Here is a 19,878-nt window from a genome sequence, read left to right as displayed (position 1 = left end):
CCTATGCCTCCCCTCTCAAAACCGTATCCACATGACAGCAGCGACACTCATGTCCATCCGAGGTTGTCTGCATCCCCGTCACCCCGTGTCTGCACTCCTCCGTGGCGTATTTACAGCGGGGATGGAACGAGCAGCCCTCCGGTAAATTTGCCGGATCCGGCGGGAGGCCATCGATGGGATGCAGCCACTCTTCATCCTCATTCATATTGGGGATGGCACCAAACAGGCCGATGGTATACGGGTGAGACGGATGGTCGAAAATCTGCTCCCTGCTGCCGTACTCTATGATATTTCCTCCATAGACTACAGCGACCTCATCGCAGTGAGTGGCCACCACACCCATATCATGTGTAATCAGTATCATGGATGTATGAATCTGCTCCTTTAACTGGCCAATCAGTTTAAGCACCTGGGCCTGAATCGTCACATCCAGTGCCGTCGTCGGCTCATCAGCAAGCAGAAGCTCGGGATTACAGGCCAGGGCAATCGCAATCACCACTCTCTGCTTCATCCCCCCGGAGAACTGATGGGGATAATCCTGGTAACGTTCCCTGGGGATCCCTACCATCTCAAGCATATCCTCTGCCCGTTTCTTAAAGCTTTCTTTGGTTCCGCTGTTATGTAAGGACACGACCTCCGCGATCTGATCCCCCACCCGCTGAACCGGATTTAACGCGGTCATTGGATCCTGAAAAATCATCGATATTTTTTTACCGCGGATACTTCTCATCTTTTCTTCTGATAATCCGGTGAGATTTTCGCCTTCCAGCCACACTTCACCTCCGGCAATCCGGGCGCCTACATCCGGCAGAATCCGCAGGATTGATTTTGCTATAGAGGTTTTTCCGGCCCCCGTTTCTCCTACCAGCCCCAGTGTTCTGCCCTTTTCCAATTGAAACGAAACACCATTTACGGCATGAACCGTCTGTTCTTTCGTAAAATATTCCACAACAAGATCTTTTACTTCCAGAAATGGCTTTCTTTGACTCATTACTTCCGACATACGCTTTGTTCCTCCATTTCCTTAACGTTTCAGTTTGGGATCCAGTGCATCGCGAAGGCCATCTCCCATTAAGTTAAGGGAAAGAATTGTAATCGCAATTGCAAGTCCTGGGAAGATTACCATATGCGGGCTGGACCTGATAAATTGTCTGGAGCTGGAAAGCATGGCTCCCCATTCCGGAGCCGGAGGCTGTACTCCAAGACCGATAAAGCTTAAGCCAGCTGCCATAATAATCATATTTGCCACACCCATGGTAGCCTGGACAATCAGCGGTGAAAATGAGTTGGGAATCAAATGTTTTACAATAATTCGGACTCTGCTGCAGTTGATAGACCTGGCTGCTTCTATGTATTCGCTGTCTCTGACCCGCAGCATCTGGGCCCGCAGCATCCTGGCCTGTCCCGGTATACCATTTACAGACAGCGCCAGAATCGTGTTTAAATAACCGGAGCCAAGTACCGCAGAAATTACGATCGTGAGCAGCATACCAGGCAGTGACTGAATCACATCGAGTACTCTCATAATAATATTATCCGCCTGCCCGCCAAAATAACCGGCGATAGATCCAATGATAACCCCCAGCGTCGCAGAGATCCCGATGCTGAAAATTCCCATGGTTATGGAATAGCGTCCGCCGTACAGAAGCCGGCTGAAAATATCTCTTCCCAGATCATCGGTTCCGCATAAATGGGACAGCGACGGTCCCTGAGAAACGACCGTCATGTCCATGTCCGCGTAACCATACGGAGCGATCAGCGGGGCAAAAAGGACAAGCATCAGCTCCGCCACAAACACAATGGCTCCAAACATGGCCAGCTTATTGTAGCTTAACTGCTTTAAAATCCGCATAAATTCAGAGTTCTTTCTGACCCTGACCTTTGTCTGAACAGCCGCTGCTTCAGTCATTTGCCTTCACCTTCCTTTTCTTTCTTCCATACTGTGCCTTAATTCTCGGATCTACCGCTGCATAGATTAAATCTACTCCCAGCATGCAGATACTAAATACAATCGCCAAAAAGATAGCCGCGACCTGTACAACCGGATAATCCCTGGAATTTACTCCTGTAACGATATAAGACCCCATTCCCGGAATAGAGAAGATTGTTTCAATTACCATGGCACCGCCCAGCATTTTTCCAAAATGGGTACCAATAATTGTGATAATCGGTATCATGGCATTTTTTAACGCATGGCCTGTAATCACGCGAAACTCCGGCACGCCCTTCGCCCTCGCTGTCGTGATGTAGTCTGCGCGAATCACATCCAGCATACTGGAACGGGTCTGACGGGCAAGGGTGGCGATTCCTCCCATGCATCCTGCCAGTGCAGGAAGAATATAGTATTTAACTCCGCCAATTCCCATAGCGGGCAGCCACCCCAGTTTTACGGAAAACAGGATAATCAGCAGAAGTGCCAGCCAGAAATCCGGAATCGAGACGCCAAGCAGTGCAAATCCCATGCAGAAGTTGTCCTTCCATTTCCCCTGATTAATAGCCGCCATAATTCCGAGAGGAATTCCGATCAGAATCGAGAGCCCCAGGGTGGCTATGGTCAGCATCATGGTTCTCGGCAGCCGCTCTGCGATGGCTGCGCTGATACTTGTCTGCGTAATCCACGATTTTCCAAGATCAAAATGAATAAACGTATCACTTAAAAATGTTCCCAGCCTCACAAGATAGGAATGGTTTAACCCAAGCTCCTCACGCATGGCCTCCAGATCTGCTTCAGTCGCCGAGGAGCCAAGTATAATTGCAGCCGGATCCCCCGGGCAGAAGGACATCAGTGTAAATACAATGACTGCCACTCCCAGAACAATTGGAATCATCCAGAGTAATCTTTTTAAAATGTACCTTGCCATTATGAACCCCTTTCTTCCATCATAAAATGCCTCTGTCTGCTGCTTTCCATTATTGTTTTACACTGGCTACAAAATCAATATTACCCGACGGAAGATTTACGCTCTCTGTCAAAACAATTTTACTGCTGTAGATGGTACTGATTGTCGGGAGACAAATGCCGTATGCGTATACGTGATCCTTAATATACCGGTGTACCGCATCGATATTCTCCTCTGTAAATCCTGAATTGGACCATGTAGAGTACAGCATCTCCGTAAGAACCTCATCGCGGCGGGCTGTACCATCACCTTTTTCATATGCGGTGCTGTCGAAACGGTTAGACCAGAAGGCTGGCAGGGAACCGGCTCCGGCACTGATAATAATCATGTCATACTGAGCGCCGTCAAAACGGGAGGCGGAGAAAAGGGCTGAATCCACAATATTCAGTTTCAGCTTCACGTTGATTGCGAGCAGATAGTTTTGAATCATCTGCGCCACACGCTGTGTGGTGGAATCAGACATACAGAGCAGCTCCAGCTCCTCGCCATTATAGCTGGACTGAGCCAGGTATTCCTTTGCCTTCTCAACATCATAAGGGAAATATTCCTCGTCATTCCATTTATCCAGATACCCAACGACACTTTCCACCGCCGCGTCATGCATCGGCTTCGCATAGCCATTATACACACCGGAGATAATTCCTTCCGCATCGATGGCGTAGCAGATTGCGCGGCTAAGATTCTCATCATCAGCTATTATTCTGCTCTTATCTCCGGAGAAAAACAGCTGGGTTCCGTTGCTGCTTGGCAGCTGTTCGATGTGAAAAGCGTTGTTCCCTTCAAATGCCGGGACAATACTTGCACTGATCCCTTCAAATGCATCGACGGTTCCTGTCTCTAAAGCAACCTGCTGTTGTGAAGCTTCCTTAATGATGGTATATGTAATCTCTTCGAGATTTGCTGCCAGAACCGGGTCAATCAATTCTGGTTTTTGCCAGTAGCTGTCTCTCTTCTTAAATGTAATATGAGAGCCGGATACAAAATCCGTGACTGTATACGGAGAAGTCGAGACAATCTTTGTAGCAAACCCATCCTCGCTCGCCTCATATGCCTTCTGAGATACCACGTAAGTACTTACCAGAACGAGTTCAAAGGAATTTACAATATCCTGTTTCATAACCACCTTGAACGTATAATCCCCGGTCTGTTCAACACTGGCAATTTTGTTAAAGCAGGGCTTCAGTCCCTGTTTCATGGATTCCTCCAGCATCCACACGATATCGCTGGCCGTGATATGGTTTCCTTCTGAATCTTCTACGTAATCGTAAATCTCTACATTCCATGTAACACCGTCATCATCTACCTCCCAGCTTTTTGCCACCTGAGGAATGTACTCGTTATCCGCTGTCTGATACGCCAGGCGGTCATAGATCAGCCTGACCATAGACGCATACTGGCTCTGCGTGGTACGAAACGGAGTCAAAGTCTCCCAGCTTTCTGATGTTCCGATCTTAATGCCCGTGATCGGACCGGACGCCGCAGCACTCTCTGTTGGATTTGCCGCTACAGCACTTCCTCCGCTGTCTTTACTGCCCCCGCATCCCACAAGAGAACCGATGACCATACAGCCGGTCAACAATGCACACACTGCTTTCGATATGCTTTTCTTCATAATAAATCTTCTCCTTTTTTAATTTATTAACAGATTCTACAGCCCCATGCGCTTAAGCAGCTCCCCGGGGGCTTCATTTACTTCCAACAGCTGTTTCATGGCCAGACGCAGCCTTTTTTCCTGCGCTTCATCTTTTATGGGCTGCTGCTGTCCTGGATCTTCCTGCAGATCAAACAGCTGGGTTCCATACGTCCGGGTTACGGCATCCGTTCCCTCTGAAGCAGGAATTTTTAACACCGGCATATTTTTTGTAAAACCAAATGGCTGTGCCAGGGAGGCCTGTTCCAGTTCCGCTCCCATCCTGCAGTTCATACGGTTTGGCATCAGCGTATATTCATACAGCCGGATCTCCGGATGAACAGCGGCCCTCATATAGACGTACCTTCCGTCCGTGATATTCAGCTGGTTTCCGTGATAGCCAAACAGCGCAAATTCGCGGACCGGCCGATCCTCCAAAATGGTATCCCCAAGCGCTTTTCCGGTCATATCCTTCGGCTGATCACATCCGAAATACTCCAGAAGTGTGGGGGCCATATCGATCGTCTGTACCAGACTGTCGCGGTATTCCCCTCTTTTACCGTACCTCGGATCCCATATGAACAGAGGAATATTGACGATCTCCTGGTAACATGGCATGATATTTTTAGCCCACCAGCCGTGTTCGCCCAGGAGAAAACCGTGATCCGTGTTGACGATCAGCATAGTGTCCTTCCACAGATCGTACCGGTCCATCATATCCAGCACCCTTCCAAGATTCTCATCACACATGGAGATCATTGCCATGTATTTTGCCCGAATGTAAGCGATCTCCTCCTCCGTCTGATGAACACGGTCGTAGGGAGGCCAGTCCAAGTCTCTGTCCAGGGCTGGTTTTTCGTACTGCTTTAAGTATTCTTCAAAGGAATAAAATGGTTCGTGCGGATCGAAGGACTCTATCTGAAGAAACCAGTTGTCATACCCTTGATTCGTCTCAATAAATTCCAGGCCCCGGTCAAAGGTCAGTTTCTGACAGCTATTTTCTTTATCTGCTCTGTATATGCGGTTCACCGCGTCCTGCTTATACAGTCTCTGCTTAAATTTTTCTATCTCCGGATTGCTCCCCGGTATCATGGTATCAGCCTGTATGTCGGGAGAAAGATTTCCTTTCCATGGATCGCCTTCCTGTCCGCGAATACATTCCCAGGTGGAATATCTCGTGTGGTATGTCGCTCCGCCGTCCTCCCAGTAATGACCATGATCGCTGACCAGATGCGTATGGACGCCTGCATGGCTTAACAATTCCGGCATAGAATCGTCGAATGGCTCTAATGGCGACCAGCCTCTGTGCAGAAAGTTCAGTCTTCCAGTATGCAGTTCCCGGCGGGCCGGCATACACGGAAGACTTCCGGCGTATGCCGAACGGAAGGTAACTGTCCGCTCCGCCAGTCTGACAAAATTAGGGGCATATACCTCCGGACAGCCGTAGGGCGGCAGAAAATTGCGGTTGAGAGAGTCAAACATCACCATAATGGCCTTCATCAGGATCGCCTCCTATCCTCTCGCGTGAAATGATTTTACATAAAGTTCAATAGCCGGATCCAGCTTTTCTCCGCGCTGTCCAAATGCCAGTTTTAACCGTTTTACTTCCTCTGGTCTGCTGGCCGCAAGATCATGCATTTCGAAGGGATCTGTGCTTAAATTATATAACCGCTCCGGCTCTCCGACTTTCATAATGAGCTTATACTCCCCATCCGTTATGGTTCCAAAGCTTTTTATCAGTCCCTTGGGATCGGGATTAATGAGCTCAGAGATGCCATATTTCCTGACATAAGGTTCTGTTCCGTTCAATACCGGCTTTAAAGAAAGAGATTCCAGACTTTCCTCCACCGGAAGTCCCGCATAATCGAGAAATGTCGCCGCCAGATCCTGAAGCTCCACTGGCTTTTCATTGCAGACAGCCCGCTTTCCCCCAAACCGGGAAGCGTCAATTACAAGTGGTATATGTACAGATCCCTGTTCCGGCTTTGATTTTCCATACAGATTATGATCCCCCATCATTTCTCCGTGGTCCGATCCGTAAACCACAATCGTATTTTCCCAGTCGCCGCGCGCCTTCACAGCTTCCAGAATTTCGCCGATACAGCGATCGATATTCTCAATCATGGCTGCGTAATTTTGCCGTACCTTTTGATTGTCTCCGCAAAAGGTGCATCCCGGCGCATCGGGAAAGGAACGGTCCGAGACTGCGTTTTTCATGCTTTCCGTAATGTCCCACGGGTCATGAGGGCCGGAGAAGTTTACCTGCAAAAACCAGGGTCTTTCTCTGGGAAGCCCCTTTATCATCTCCAGGCTCTCCCGGGTGATCCAGTTATCCGCATAGAGTTCATCAGGAAGAGGTGTCGGGTACGTATTCCCGCCCCGGTGTATCATATCCTCCACATGCCTATCCAGCCATCCCCTCTCCTTCAGCATTCTGCCGTAGGGGCCCGGCTGATCCTTTAATGCGGCCCACACGGTATCCATCTTTCCTTCGCTGTCAGCGGCATCAGAAAAACCAATCTGCTGAAGCAGCGGATGATATCCATTCCCCCATTCCAGATCTGCCTTATTTAAATCAAACTTGCCAACGCCGCTTACGTAGTAACCATGATTCTTAAGCTTCCCATAAAATGTTTCCAGCCCTGCGTCATAGTTCGTGTTATTGGAATACACACGGCAGTTTTTATAACGTTTTCCCGCCGCAAGACACGCCCGCGCCGGTGCACACAGCGGCGCCGGAGACACTGCCTCGGTAAACGCGGTACCGTGATCCATAAGACTGCGTATATTTGGCATCTTTAGTTCTAAATCTTCCACACCAAGTTTTCTTTTTATCTCTTTGTCATATGGCATCCAGTCGCCCCGATGCTGATCACTGAACAGAAATAAAAAGTTCGGCCTCTTTTCCAAGTGTTTTCCTCCTTCGTTTATTTATTCGTATAACCATAATACAACGTCTACATTTATTCGTCAATCGGTCATATTAGTCAAATAAATCGTTATATTTTTGTGTACTTTTAACATATATGTTCATTTTTTTATTTGTTATAATAATGTTGTTAGTTTATTCGTATATACCTTTTTTATACTTTAAGTTAACCAAACTGAATTTTATCTGTAAGGAATTTTAATATGAAAAATAAAATAACAAGCAAAGACATTGCGCAGCGGGCAAATGTGTCCCAGGCAACCGTCTCCTATGTCCTGAATGACACACCAGGAAAATCTATTTCGGAAAGCACAAGGAAACGTGTGCTTGACGCTGTGACCGAACTTAATTACATCCCAAACAGTGCGGCCAAACGCTTAAAAAACAGTCGATCCTACTGTATTGCGGTGCGTCTGGCCACCACCTTAAACGCCCCCCGGTATTATAATGCCATGCAGGGAATCCGATCCTATCTGGAGCCGAAGGGATACAGCATTTTATTGTGCAATGATCAGAGATGCGGCAACACCTTCAACTACATTGACGCCTGCATGAACACACTCACCGATGGAATAATCTACGTATCTTCCAACCACAGTGACGTCTCTCCCGAGGCGCTTGAACAGATTAAAGCATATAATATTCCGTTTTCAACGATTGACTGCATGGCTGAGGATTCCGCTATTAACAGTATTACTTATGATTATTTTGCCTCCTCCTATCTCCGGGCTGACTATCTCTTAAACAAAGGCTTTAAGAAGTTTATTTATATACGGCCCAACTATACCAATGCGAAGGAGACGGCCAGGGAAAGAGGGTTCCGTGCAGTCATGGTAGGACACGACGATCTGCAGTTTGAGATTTTCCCCATCGAAGGGATAGACGTCAACTCCAGTACCTATTCTAAGGATAATAAGTTCTTTGAAGTAGAGCGCGCAAACATTCAGGTCGTTAAAAACCTTGTCAACTCTGTTTCTCTGGACACCTGCTTTATCTGCAGTTCCAGGGAGGTTCAGCAATCAGTGTCCCAAAAGCTTCACGATCAACACCTTTTACTGCAGTCCGAAGAAACGGCCCACTGGTATGAGAGGTCGATTTCCTATCATTTTCCTCATTATGATGCGGGATTTGAATCCGCAAGGTCATTACTGAATATTATCGACAGCAAAAATGGTGTCCGTAAATTAACGCTTCAACCAGTGATAGAACCCACAGATCCAGCCGTTTTTTAGCGGCTGTGTTCTTTATGCACCGTTTATACGTATAACTATACAGAAGGAGGAACTTTTATGAAAAATATTGTTTATTTTTTCTGTGATGAGCTGCGCCAGGATGCCTTAGGCTGCTATGGGAACCCGGCAGGCCCCATGCGTACGCCTAATATTGACGCGATCGCCCGGAGAGGTTATCTTTTTGAAAACTGTTTCTGCAACTCTCCCGTTTGTGTTCCATCAAGAACAAGCCTCATGACAGGTCTTTATCCTGAGGACACTGGTGTATACAATAACGAGGCGGCAGTCTCCACATTTACCCTTCCTGCTCCGGTCATTACATTTCCCGAGGTACTGCGAAAGGCTGGATACCATACTGCCAACTTTGGAAAAACGCATCTCCCGCCTGGGCTTACCCCCTTTGAGACGGACAACCCGGAAGGCAGCGGCATGGGGCTGGGACTTACGTATACCGAGAGGCAGAATCTGAAAAAAATATCGCCGCGGAGCGGACTTTCCTTCAATGCGGCCAGCCTGTATCCAGAAGGCAGGGAGTACTTTCCTGAAAAAGTGACAGAAAATGCGCTGGAGTGGCTGTCTTGTCAGTCGGAGCCTTACTTTCTGCGCATTTCCTACACTCAGCCTCACTCTCCAGTCATACTCAAACGAGGCTATGAAACCATTTACAGGGATTATCCATTTGACAGTGAACTGCCTGAAATCGCTCATCTCAGCGAATTCGAGCAGGCATTTGCACATACGATCGGATTGGAAACTTTATCGAAAGAGGAATTGAGAACAATCAAAGCTTATTACTATGGCATGGTATGCTGGATTGACGATGAAATTGGAAAAGTCATCAATTTATTGCAGAGCCGGGACGAGCTAAGTCATACCATCCTCATAGTGGGAGCTGACCATGGTGCTCTTCGCGGAGAATGCTGCGGACTTGGGAAACACATTTTCCAGCGAGCGAGCCAGGCAGTCCCCTTAATCATTACCGATCCTATGGAACCAAAAAAGGGACGGCGGATCACCTCCCTCTGTTCAAATATCGACATTCCACGTACGCTCTTTTCTCTAATCGGAATAGAGGCGCCGCCGCAGTTTAAGGGCCGCAATCTTTTTGAAGACAGCACCTCTCAGCCTGTATATGCCACGATCGGCTATGGAGAAACTGACAGTTGTGCCTTTCCTGCCCGCCAGCTCGGCCGCCTGCCTGGCGGACACGGGTGGCCCCGCCGTGCCTGTATCCGTCTGGGACAGTTCCGTCTGGATATGAATATGCGGATAGATGGCCTCCGCCCCTCCAGAGAGCAGGAAGATATTTTCTTCGTTGACTGCAAAAAATACCCGGCAGAGGACTATAATATGGCCGGGGACCCGGCATATGCCTCTGTCATAGAAGAACTGGCCGCGCGATTGTCTGCCCACTGCCGCGCAGCGGTCGAGGCGGACCCGGCTCAGCTTCACATCCCGGCCGACTTAGTCCGTGGTACCCGACAGTGACCGGAGCCGGCAGAAATGCGGTATCGTACAATGGACTGTAATTATATCAAAAGAAAAAGAGGCTGCCACTGCGGCTAAGACACTTAGCCGGGCGACAGCCTCTTACTATATCAATTATACCGTTAAATCTCCTGTATTATATGCCTCTGTTTTTAGACCCGATACCATCTGAATTAATTCCAGATGCTTTTGTTTAAAGACGAAATAAATTTTGTCCTTTGGAGGCCATTTTAAAATCATATCAAAACGATCCTGTTCCGATAAAAGACTGGGAGAAACATAGACGTACAATGTTCCAACTCTATCCTTATGATTTTTATTAAAAACCTTTGTACCGCATACTCCAATCTCCGCAACATCCTCCCAATTGAATTTCATGGTCACAAAACCGAACAAAGACTTGCTGATCCCATTCTCATCCACATTGACAGTCATTCCATTTATCAGGGCAACATATCCAAATACAGCCCCAATAACCAGGAAAAGTATCGCAGAAACCGGGCGGCTTATCAGAAACATAACTATGGAAAAGAAGAAAAATACCACAAAAACAACTGTCGCTGCCGCACTTTTAAAAAAGTTAACAATAAAATGACCGTTCATCCTGATCTCCTGCAATTCTTTCTACATTTCCGTTATCTCCTGAATATTATACTCTGCCTTTTCCTTGCACGTCAACTCCTTTATCCATGTGTTGAATCCAGATAAAAAACAGGCGGTGCAGCCGATTATGGCCGGAATCTGCTGTACACCTTCCCAGGCTGGATACCGCCTCTGTAGCTGGCCAGCTCGCTCACTGTCACCAGCTGGAATTCCATTTCCTTCAGCTTTGGAATGATAACCTCTGCGGCGTCCGCGGTTGTTCCGTACAAATCGTGCATCAGCACGATATCTCCGTCTTTTACATGGCCGATGACCGCATCGATGGTCTTCTGCTTATTTTTCGTCTTCCAGTCCAGGGTGTCGATGGACCACAGCACTGCAGACATCCCCATGGAACCGACGGTCTTCATGGCTGCGTCGCTCTTCGCTCCGCCCGGCGGCCGCATGAGCACAGGGGATACACCGCCTGCCAGACGTATGCTGTCATTGGCTCGTGCCAGCTGTGACTTAATTCCCTCTGCTCCCAGTTTTGTGATTGCTTTATGTTCATACGTATGATTGGCTACTTCACATCCCAGTGCGGCCATCCTCGCTACCGCCGCCTTATTTGCCTTTCCTGTTACACGGTTTCCCACCATGAAGAAGGTGGCCCGTCCTCCGTTCGCTTCCAGGCTGTCCAGAATCCGGTTGGTGACAGGTGCGTGAGGGCCGTCGTCGAATGTCAGCGCTATCATAGGGCGGTTTGGGTCAATGCCCTGTACGGCTGCTTTTTCGCCAGGTATCGCCGAGCCCTTTGTGACAATCGTCATGCGTATTCCCGTTATTTTAAGTCCGCTTCCCTCCTGACCGGCTGTCCCCTCGTCGTTTCTCACCCAGGGAGTCCACGCTCCATTCTGCTGGACCGTATAGCAGACGTCATACAGACTGCTCAGTCCGTCGGTCAGCCTCGCCCGGAATGCAGTAAGCGGAGCATCTCCCTCTGTACGGCCGGCCATGACACTTCCCGCCGTCCATTCCGTCCAGCCGGTGCCGCCCACCTCCACCTGATATGTCAGACCTCCGGTGACGCTCTGCGGCTGATTCAGTAATTCAGCCTGAAATCCGGTCATGTAGGTTCCCTCCGGAGCTGTATACGGCGAATCGTCTGCCTGCTTATCACTCCATGCAGTAGGGTTATTAAACGCCTGATAGCTTATTTTTACAGGCTCTTCCGCCCGGGCAATAATCGCCTGCACCGGAGCCTGGATGGTGCCTGTAAACACCAGAAGCGCCAGCATCAGCGCCTTAATTTTCATATGTACTCTTTTCATTCGGTTACCTCTTGTCTTTTTTCTGTCCTTTTTCTTATATCTATCCTTTAGACGTACCAACATTCAAAAAAGTTTCAACTACATGAAACTTTTTAAACATTATTAAATTTCAAACGTATTATACCACTGAAAATGGTAAATCAGATAGAGGAATCTACTGGAAGTCCGGGCAGCTTTTTGTGTGATAGAGGCGCTTTTCAATTACAAAAAAAGACTTCCCGCTGACTGGGAAGCCCCTCTTTATCTTTAATTGCTTGAAGCCGAAAAAACGGCTTAAAAGCTCTAAACCTGTTTTATAAACCGACTCTTATTAAAGCTTCGTTCCGCATTTCGGGCAGTATTCAAAGTCCTCTTCGGTCTCATACCCGCAGTTTTCACACCGTTTCCGGTTCCATCCGGACACTCTGCGCCCAGCCTGCACAAGCGTTAAATCCTTTTCGGTTATATCCGGCTGTTCTCCATGCGCCAGACGCCTTCCAACCTCCTGATCCAGTTCATAGACGGTACTGCAGCATGACATCTGAACGTAATAATGCCGGTTCCATTTTATGATGGGAATAAAAAAGAGGCTGAAATAAGAGTAGGTCATAAAAACCTGATATCTCCCATAACCGCCGCACTGAGCGCAGATAACGGTCTTCGCGTATTTCAGCGCCTTCTTTCCCTGACTGATCCCAAAGACGAAAAACATAAAGAATCTCCTTCTCAAGTAAATTTATTTTATTATACCATATTTTATCTGTTCTGCTATTAATCTTTACAGAAAACCGCCTTGAACTTTTACAGACAAACCATTTATAATAGGCGTAAATCAACACAGTCTGCCATTTACAGGCCGCAAGAGGAGGAATTTGTCTTGAAAAAAATGATACTGGTAACCTCACCGCCGGCATGCGGAAAAACCTACATCTCGAAACAACTGGCAAAAAACCTGAAGCACGTCGTCTATCTGGACAAAGATACCCTGATTGTCCTGTCTAACCGCATTTTCGATGTGGCAGGTGAGGAACGCAACCGGAGTTCCGACTTTTTTGAATCCAATATCCGCAATTATGAATATGAGGCTATCATTAATATTGCCATGGAGGCGTTGGATTATGACGATATTGTCCTGATTAATGCGCCGTTTACCCGCGAAATACGGAACCCGGAATATATGGATCAGTTCCGGAAGCGGCTGGCAATGAAGAACGCCCGCCTGGAGATCATCTGGGTCGTCACGGCCCCCGAGATCTGCCATCAGCGCATGATACACCGCAACTCCAGCCGGGACACATGGAAGCTGGAAAACTGGGATAAATATATCAGTGGTGTGGATTTTTCGATTCCTTCAGCCATTGACCGGCCGGACAGCTCTGACGACGATCTTCTTTTATTCTATAACTCGACCGATCAGGAATACCAGGAATCTATGAAAAGAATTGTTGGAATACTGGAAGAGAATGGCTAAACAGCATAAACTGCCGGACAGACCCGCTGGATACAAGGAATCTCATCTCCATTCCTGTATCCGGCAGTCTGTCCGGCAGTTCTTTACCTTTCGCAGATTATAATACACTTACACACGCCAAGCGTCAAAGTTTCACCTCACCGCCGTCTCCGCTTCAGTTCATGCATCGAATCAATAGAATCCTGATGGATTTTCAGACAGATTAATCATAATGTTCTTCATCTGGGTATAATGCTCCAAAATAACCTTATGGGTCTCACGACCGATCCCCGACTTCTTGTAGCCGCCAAAAGGCGCTCCGGCCGGTATCGCGTTATATGTATTCACCCACATACGGCCTGTTTCGATTGCACGGCAGACACGGACAGCCCGGTTGATATCCCGGGTCCACACAGCGCCGCCCAGACCGTACTCACTCTCATTGGCCATACGGATCACATCTTCCTCATCCTTGAATTTCATCACAACCGCCACCGGTCCGAAGATCTCTTCCTGCGCCACCCGCATATCATTTGTCACGTCTACAAGCAGCGTCGGCTTTAAGAAGCAGCCCTTTGCCAGTTCTCCATCCGTGATTCGTTCACCGCCGCAGGCTACCCTTGCTCCCTCCTTCTTTCCAATCTCTATGTAGTCCAGAATCTTATTCAAATGAGCCTCGTAGATCTGAGATCCCATCATCGTGTCCGCCTCCCACGGAAGGCCAACCTTCACGCTGTTAAACTTCGCCACAGCCTCTTCCACGAATCTGTCATAAATGTCTTCATGCACAAATACACGGGATCCGGCGCAGCACACCTGCCCCTGATTGAACAGAATTCCCAGCTGCAGTCCGTCCATCGCCATATCCCATTTACAGTCCGGGAAGAAAATATTAGCCGATTTGCCCCCCAGCTCCAGCGTGGACGGTATCAGTTTCTCCGAAGCCGCGCATCCTACCTGGCAGCCCACCTCGGATGAACCTGTAAATGCCAGCTTCCGGAAACCCGGATGCTCCAGCATATACTGCCCCGACTTCGAACCTCTTCCTGTCACAATATTAAAGACACCAGGAGGGAGAATTCCGTCGATCAGCTTCGCCAGCTCCAGCACGCTTAAGGAAGTATAGCTGGAAGGCTTAAATACTGTACAGCACCCTGCTGCCAGCACAGGCGCAAGTTTCCAGGCCGCCATCAGGAATGGGAAATTCCACGGCACGATCTGGCCCACGACGCCGATCGGTTCCCTTAAGATCAGGCTCAGCGTATTCTCATCCAGCATGGCCGCTTCCCCCTCTTCCGTCCTCACCGCTCCGGCGAAATAACGGAAATGATCGGATGCATACGGAATATCGATCGTCATGGTCTCTCTGATCGGTTTTCCATTGTCCAGCGTCTCCAAAAGAGCCAGTCTCTCCTTATTCTGGTCAATCACATCTGCAATCTTTAACAGTGCATCCGCCCTCTCTGCAGGCGTCGTCTTCTTCCAGCTCTCCCACGCGGCCCATGCGGCATCTACCGCAGCGTCTACATCCTCCCTCGTAGCTTCCGCGCATGTGGACAGATATTCCCCATTGGCCGGACAGTAAGATTTGAATGTACCGCCATCGGATGCGTCGACCCATTGGCCATTGATGTACAGGTTATAGCTCTCTCTTGCTGCATTTTCCATATAACGTCTCCTTTCTAATAAAAAATTTGATGCAGGGCATTCTCCGCGGCCCTGCCGCACTCTTTTGTTCTGTCTTCAGTATAACAGTTCCGGAAAATAATGGCAACAATAGATATTTTATTCACAACTAATCGAATTATTTTTGTGTATAATATACATTTTCTGACAAAATTGCGTTTTGATCGTTAATTAACTATCAAAATATTTTTTAGGCAAAACCGAAACGCTTTTTTGTGTAACAGGAGCACGTTTCTGCTGCACAAAAAGCAGGAGAATCGCCGAAGCCTCAAAGGCCCGGGCGATTCTCCCGCCATTTTCCTGTTACTATCTTTCTGTACTTACTTCTGAGCGACCATAAAAGGTGAGCAGGTATAATCCGCAGATTCCGACCAGCGCATACACGATTCTGGAAATCCAGGACATGCTGCCGAAAAGGAATGACACCAGATTAAAATTGAAGAAGCCTACCAGACCCCAGTTTACCGCGCCAATAATGGCGATGGTAAGGGCTGTATAGTCCAATGCTTTGTTACCCATGGCACTACCTCCTTGTTGTGAGCACCCGGCGGCTGTTTTTCCCCGCCTGCGTGCGATAACTGCCGCCTCTCAGAGGAGAAAATGATTTCCTTTCTCATTGAAGTGGCTTTCTTTTTTTATTATGGGGAAGTTTTTGGGTTTTTATACACTTTGTACTAAATTAACAGACAATCCACACCACCTGTCATTTTCCCAGATGGTCGATCCGTTCCTTTATCTCATCCTCCCGGCGGTTAAACAGAAGGCGCTCGTTATACTGGTAATATCTCTGGCACTCATATTCCTGAAGGAATTTTATGCTGTAGTAATTCGTATTCAGTTCGGTGATAAACACCGCCATCTCCTGACTGTCGCCAAAGGATATTTCCATAAAATCAAAGGCGTGCTCCAGCATGGCTCCGCTCTCGTCGAACCGTTTCTCATACTGCTCCCGCTCACGGTCAAAGTAAGACTTTACCGTCTCCCACGCCGCCTCCGGATCCGGTGCCTCTGCGAAACGAAGCTCTTTTTCATACTGCTCCAGAATCCGTTCCACATCCCGGTGCAGGTAATCGCTCTGACGGTTTAAAAGTCCGGCTTCCCGCTTCTTTTCCCAGACCTGTTTGAATTCCTTTTGCACCGTGCGGAGACGTTCCTCCATATCTCCGTCCAGACTTCCATCATGCAGCTTTTTTAACTCCGCCATTAAAATTTCCAGCTTTTCCGCATCTTTTACCACCTGCTTAAATCCGCTGTTCAGCTTCGAGAGCAGGAGGCCGATTACGCTCAGTTTCTCGTCAAACTGGGCATGCTTTAGCTTATTGCAGAGATTTTCGCGGATCGATCCTGTTAAAATTTCATCGATCTGGTAATCGTCCTGGTATTTATAATAGAGTTCCAGGTAATTGGAGAAATCCTTGGCTATCTTCGGGTACTGGAGATACTGTCCGATCACCTCCCGATCCGCCTTTTTTCCGAGTTTTTCATATACTTCAATAAATCGTGATAAATCTTCCCAGCCTCGCGGAGTAGCAAACAGACGGCCGTCCACCGTTGTCTCAATCCGGCAAAATGATTCCGGCCTCGCGTTCAGATAGGAGATTATGGCGGGATGGATCGACTGTTCATACGCATACTGCTTCCAAACCTCGTAGTCCGGCTCCACGTGAATCATTTTAATCCGGTCCAGGGTCACCACGTCAAAATCCCTTACGGATTTGTTGTATTCGGGCGGATTACCGGCCGCTGCTATGATCCAGCCTTCCGGAATCTGATGGTTTCCAAATGTCTTACACTGTAAAAACTGCAGCATGGCAGGCGCAAGCGTCTCCGAAACGCAGTTAATCTCATCGATAAACAGAATTCCCTCCGAAAGACCGGTCTGTTCGATTTTATTGTAAATGGATGCCACGATCTCACTCATGGTGTACTCCGTCACACTGTAAGACTTACCGCCATACTCTTTCTTAACAATAAACGGAAGTCCAATTGCACTCTGCCGGGTGTGATGGGTAATGGTATAGGCCACCAGCCCAATTTCGCATTCCCGCGAAATCTGCTCCATAATCTGCGTCTTGCCCACCCCCGGCGGTCCGATTAACAGAACCGGACGCTGACGGACAGATGGGATTTCATAGGCGCCGTACTCATCCTTCAGCAGATACGCCTCAATCGTATCCTTTATCTCTTCCTTGGCTCGTTTTATATTCATAATTGATTTATTTCCTCCTCTGTCAGGATAATTTTCATCGCCCACGCGGGGACGGATACATCTTCATACTGCCCTTCCACAAAGACAAAGGCCGTGTCATAGGCGGGCATTCGGACAGGGTATATTCCCTTTCCGTCGGTAAAATATAAAAGCCCCTTGAGTTTCTTAAATTTCCCCTGATTCATCAGCCCATTCACGTATTCAAAGGCCGGCCGGAAATCAGTTCCGCCCAGTCCCGATATTGTAAAGTTCTCCATATAGGCCTTCATTTCGTCCTGGCTGGTAATCGTCTCATCAGACCGGATCGTCTCATCGCACTGTATGATGTGGACATTAATTTTCCGGAAATAGCTCTCGGATTCACAGAGCACGGAATACGTCTCCTCCAGGAACCGCCGCACCAGCTCCCCGGAGCAGGACATCGACGTATCCACCACGATCACAAAATCTTCAATGCGGTGAACCTCCTTCGATTCCAGCGGTTCAATCAGCGGCATATTGCCGTACAGCTCCATTCCATACGTATAAAACACGTAGTCGAAGGAATCCTGGTCCACCTCGTTCTCCTCACGAAGTACGGAAAACCTGCGCAGAAACTGCTTATAATCATACCGTTCCCGGTTTTCAACCCGCACGGCCTCCAACAGGCTTCTGGAGTCCTCCGCGTCCTTCTCGCCGAAGGATTCCATCTCCGTCTGCATCTTCTCTCTGTTATTCTGCCACTTATTCTGGCGCTCCTGGCGGATCCTGGGATCTTCTTCCCTCTCCCAATGGTCATGGTTATCCACGTAAAACTCTGCCGCCATGCGCTCGTATTCCTCTTCCGTTAAATCCATATCCTGAAGCAACTTATAGATGCCCTCTGCCGTCAGGACCCGGAGCTTTTCCTTCAGCTTCGCGTATACTTCTCTCCGGTAAACCGACTGATGGCGGTAAACGTTCTTTACATAAAATTCATCGATGATGGATTCTATGGCAATGTCACAGGCCAGATTCCAGTACGGGACCGCCCGTTTTCCCCGCGTATCCATATGGCCCAGCAGGCAGTGGAATACCATGTGAAGAAAAGCCCGGTTAATCAGGACCCTCCCCCGTTTATACATACTCATCAAATGCTCCGGCTGGTAATAGATGAGAAATCCATCCGTTGCCACTCCGCGCCCTGCGCGGTCCGCCAGAAATCCTAGACTGCTTAAGGCCACGTCCAGATAGCGAAAATTTAAATACAGTTCATTTCTGGAATTTGTCAGAATATCGTGGCAGATTTCTACCTCTTCTAACTCGTCGAGCTGCTGCTGCCGCAAAGGATCTATCATAAGGCTTCACCTGCCTTTCTTTTTATTGTTTTCTTTCTGTCATTTTCCTGCTTTACATGTCTACAGCGAAAATGACCGTTTTTTTGCCGGGAAACGCCGGTGGCGCAGATCCATCAGGCCGCTCAGTACCTCCGTCTCACCTTCCCGGCCGGCCAGTTCGATCATCTCATCCAGCGTTTCCTTCCGGTCCGCATAATGGACCGCCAGCCAGGAATAAGTTTCCGTATCTCCCGCTGCCAGTGCACATTCCGCGGCCCTACCCATGTGTTCGCTCAGATACTCCTCATACGCCCCTCGATGCGGTTCCATCAATTCCAAAGGATACTTAAGCCGCCCCATAACAAGGGAGCAGACGACCCGCTCCGGCTCCTGAACTTTGATATGGGGAAACAGCGCATCGTATTTGGAAAAACGGAATTCGGTCTGCTCGAAACAGTAGCGGTACATGTGGCCGCATCCATGCATTTCCCGCATGATGATGCGGGCGGGTGTATTTTCCACGGATTCCTCAAACATTTCCGGGAATACCAGTTTTGCCTGGAGAGCTGATTTTGCAGGTGGTAAGTTTAATTCTGATTCTGTATAATAGTTTACATAAAGTTCCTGTCTCAATTCTGATATCAGTTCCTTAGAACAGGAACGGCGGTCCGGAACAATGTGAATATCCATATGTCTGATGCCGGTACAACCGGTAAACAGGCCGGACCCTACATCTTCAATCGTGCTATAGCACCGGATCGTATTCAGTTCAAAACAGTTATAGAATGCGTAGTTGCCGATTTTTTTAATCGTCCGCGGAAGAATGATTTCCTTTAAGTGGCCGCAGCATGCCACCGGCGGCAGTTCGACAGCCTCGGGACTGGAGGCATTCATCTCCGCTTCCATTCCGTTTTGTGCATTCCCTTCGGCGTCGGCCAGCAGAATCTTTCCCGCTGCCTTTAGCATTTCCCGCCGTCCCCATCCCTCGGAAAAAGCGTATGCCGCCAGCTCTGTCACCAGTTTTCCATCTATTGTCTCAGGAATCTCGACCAGGCCGTCATAGCTTCTGCAGCCGAGTATTGCGATTGCTTCGTTCTTTATCTGATATAAAAACATGAACAGACGTCCTGCCTTTCTGTTATACGGATCTATTGTATAACAGATGAA

At 48.4% G+C, this 19,878-nt stretch carries 17 protein-coding genes; 3 read left to right on the top strand and 14 right to left on the bottom strand.

Translation table 11 applies throughout. From position 1 onward, the window contains the following. Nucleotide 1 precedes the first annotated feature (1 nt). Genes ACLTD4_RS00380 through ACLTD4_RS00355 form a run of 6 tightly spaced genes read right to left on the bottom strand, consistent with a single transcriptional unit; the run spans nucleotide 2 to nucleotide 7,440 of the window. The gene (locus tag ACLTD4_RS00380; RefSeq protein ID WP_333490854.1) at nucleotides 2-1,003 is read right to left on the bottom strand and encodes an ABC transporter ATP-binding protein; all 1,002 of its coding nucleotides are present in this window, start codon (nucleotides 1,001-1,003) and stop codon (nucleotides 2-4) included. Between the two features lie 21 nt (nucleotides 1,004-1,024). Beyond that, the gene (locus ACLTD4_RS00375) at nucleotides 1,025-1,909 is read right to left on the bottom strand and encodes an ABC transporter permease (RefSeq protein ID WP_055659967.1); all 885 of its coding nucleotides are present in this window, start codon (nucleotides 1,907-1,909) and stop codon (nucleotides 1,025-1,027) included. Next, nucleotides 1,902-2,861 carry an ABC transporter permease gene (locus ACLTD4_RS00370; RefSeq protein ID WP_055659969.1) on the bottom strand — a complete coding sequence of 320 codons (960 nt, stop codon included), beginning with the start codon at nucleotides 2,859-2,861 and terminating at the stop codon, nucleotides 1,902-1,904. The genes ACLTD4_RS00375 and ACLTD4_RS00370 overlap by 8 nt, the downstream gene beginning before the upstream one ends. Nucleotides 2,862-2,910: 49 nt before the next feature. Then, nucleotides 2,911-4,512 carry an ABC transporter substrate-binding protein gene (locus ACLTD4_RS00365; RefSeq protein ID WP_117621914.1) on the bottom strand — a complete coding sequence of 534 codons (1,602 nt, stop codon included), beginning with the start codon at nucleotides 4,510-4,512 and terminating at the stop codon, nucleotides 2,911-2,913. Nucleotides 4,513-4,548: 36 nt separating this feature from the next. Further along, nucleotides 4,549-6,030 (bottom strand): sulfatase, encoded by a 1,482-nt coding sequence (locus ACLTD4_RS00360; RefSeq protein WP_117621913.1) that lies wholly within the window; start codon nucleotides 6,028-6,030, stop codon nucleotides 4,549-4,551. 12 nt (nucleotides 6,031-6,042) lie between these two features. Continuing rightward, entirely contained in the window at nucleotides 6,043-7,440 is a 1,398-nt protein-coding gene (locus ACLTD4_RS00355; protein ID WP_055659976.1) for a sulfatase, read from the bottom strand. Nucleotides 7,441-7,662: 222 nt separating this feature from the next. Between ACLTD4_RS00355 and ACLTD4_RS00350 the strand changes: the two genes are divergently transcribed. Further along, nucleotides 7,663-8,691 (top strand): LacI family DNA-binding transcriptional regulator, encoded by a 1,029-nt coding sequence (locus tag ACLTD4_RS00350; protein WP_055659977.1) that lies wholly within the window; start codon nucleotides 7,663-7,665, stop codon nucleotides 8,689-8,691. Between the two features lie 57 nt (nucleotides 8,692-8,748). Further along, a complete protein-coding gene (locus ACLTD4_RS00345; RefSeq protein WP_117621912.1) occupies nucleotides 8,749-10,179 on the top strand; it encodes a sulfatase in 1,431 nt (476 codons plus the stop codon). Between the two features lie 114 nt (nucleotides 10,180-10,293). On the opposite strand, the gene ACLTD4_RS00340 is transcribed toward ACLTD4_RS00345, so the two are convergent. From ACLTD4_RS00340 to ACLTD4_RS00330, 3 genes are all read right to left on the bottom strand, one after another. Next, the gene (locus ACLTD4_RS00340) at nucleotides 10,294-10,782 is read right to left on the bottom strand and encodes a hypothetical protein (RefSeq protein WP_055659983.1); all 489 of its coding nucleotides are present in this window, start codon (nucleotides 10,780-10,782) and stop codon (nucleotides 10,294-10,296) included. Between the two features lie 125 nt (nucleotides 10,783-10,907). Continuing rightward, nucleotides 10,908-12,092 (bottom strand): polysaccharide deacetylase family protein, encoded by a 1,185-nt coding sequence (locus tag ACLTD4_RS00335; RefSeq protein WP_117621911.1) that lies wholly within the window; start codon nucleotides 12,090-12,092, stop codon nucleotides 10,908-10,910. A 310-nt stretch (nucleotides 12,093-12,402) separates the two neighbouring features. Further along, nucleotides 12,403-12,783 (bottom strand): zinc ribbon domain-containing protein, encoded by a 381-nt coding sequence (locus ACLTD4_RS00330; RefSeq protein WP_117621910.1) that lies wholly within the window; start codon nucleotides 12,781-12,783, stop codon nucleotides 12,403-12,405. A 174-nt stretch (nucleotides 12,784-12,957) separates the two neighbouring features. On the opposite strand from ACLTD4_RS00330, the gene ACLTD4_RS00325 reads away from it, so the two are divergent. After that, nucleotides 12,958-13,542 (top strand): AAA family ATPase, encoded by a 585-nt coding sequence (locus ACLTD4_RS00325; RefSeq protein WP_034533437.1) that lies wholly within the window; start codon nucleotides 12,958-12,960, stop codon nucleotides 13,540-13,542. A gap of 171 nt (nucleotides 13,543-13,713) precedes the next feature. On the opposite strand, the gene ACLTD4_RS00320 is transcribed toward ACLTD4_RS00325, so the two are convergent. The 5 genes from ACLTD4_RS00320 to ACLTD4_RS00300 all read right to left on the bottom strand — a co-directional run bounded on the left by ACLTD4_RS00320 (nucleotide 13,714) and on the right by ACLTD4_RS00300 (nucleotide 19,827). After that, nucleotides 13,714-15,189: an aldehyde dehydrogenase family protein gene (locus ACLTD4_RS00320; protein WP_002605300.1), complete on the bottom strand. Its 1,476-nt coding sequence runs from the start codon at nucleotides 15,187-15,189 to the stop codon at nucleotides 13,714-13,716. 324 nt (nucleotides 15,190-15,513) lie between these two features. Continuing rightward, nucleotides 15,514-15,726: a DUF378 domain-containing protein gene (locus ACLTD4_RS00315; protein WP_002605301.1), complete on the bottom strand. Its 213-nt coding sequence runs from the start codon at nucleotides 15,724-15,726 to the stop codon at nucleotides 15,514-15,516. A gap of 184 nt (nucleotides 15,727-15,910) precedes the next feature. Further along, entirely contained in the window at nucleotides 15,911-17,416 is a 1,506-nt protein-coding gene (locus ACLTD4_RS00310) for an ATP-binding protein (RefSeq protein WP_055659993.1), read from the bottom strand. Then, a complete protein-coding gene (locus tag ACLTD4_RS00305; protein ID WP_117621909.1) occupies nucleotides 17,413-18,732 on the bottom strand; it encodes a VWA-like domain-containing protein in 1,320 nt (439 codons plus the stop codon). Before ACLTD4_RS00305 ends, ACLTD4_RS00310 begins: the two co-directional genes overlap by 4 nt. Before the next feature lie 60 nt (nucleotides 18,733-18,792). After that, nucleotides 18,793-19,827: a leucine-rich repeat protein gene (locus ACLTD4_RS00300; protein WP_117621908.1), complete on the bottom strand. Its 1,035-nt coding sequence runs from the start codon at nucleotides 19,825-19,827 to the stop codon at nucleotides 18,793-18,795. Nucleotides 19,828-19,878: the final 51 nt, after the last annotated feature.

The organism is Hungatella sp. (genome assembly GCF_046966825.1).
The sequence above is the reverse complement of the archived record's forward strand: the minus strand, read 5'-3'. Positions and strand labels throughout refer to the sequence as shown.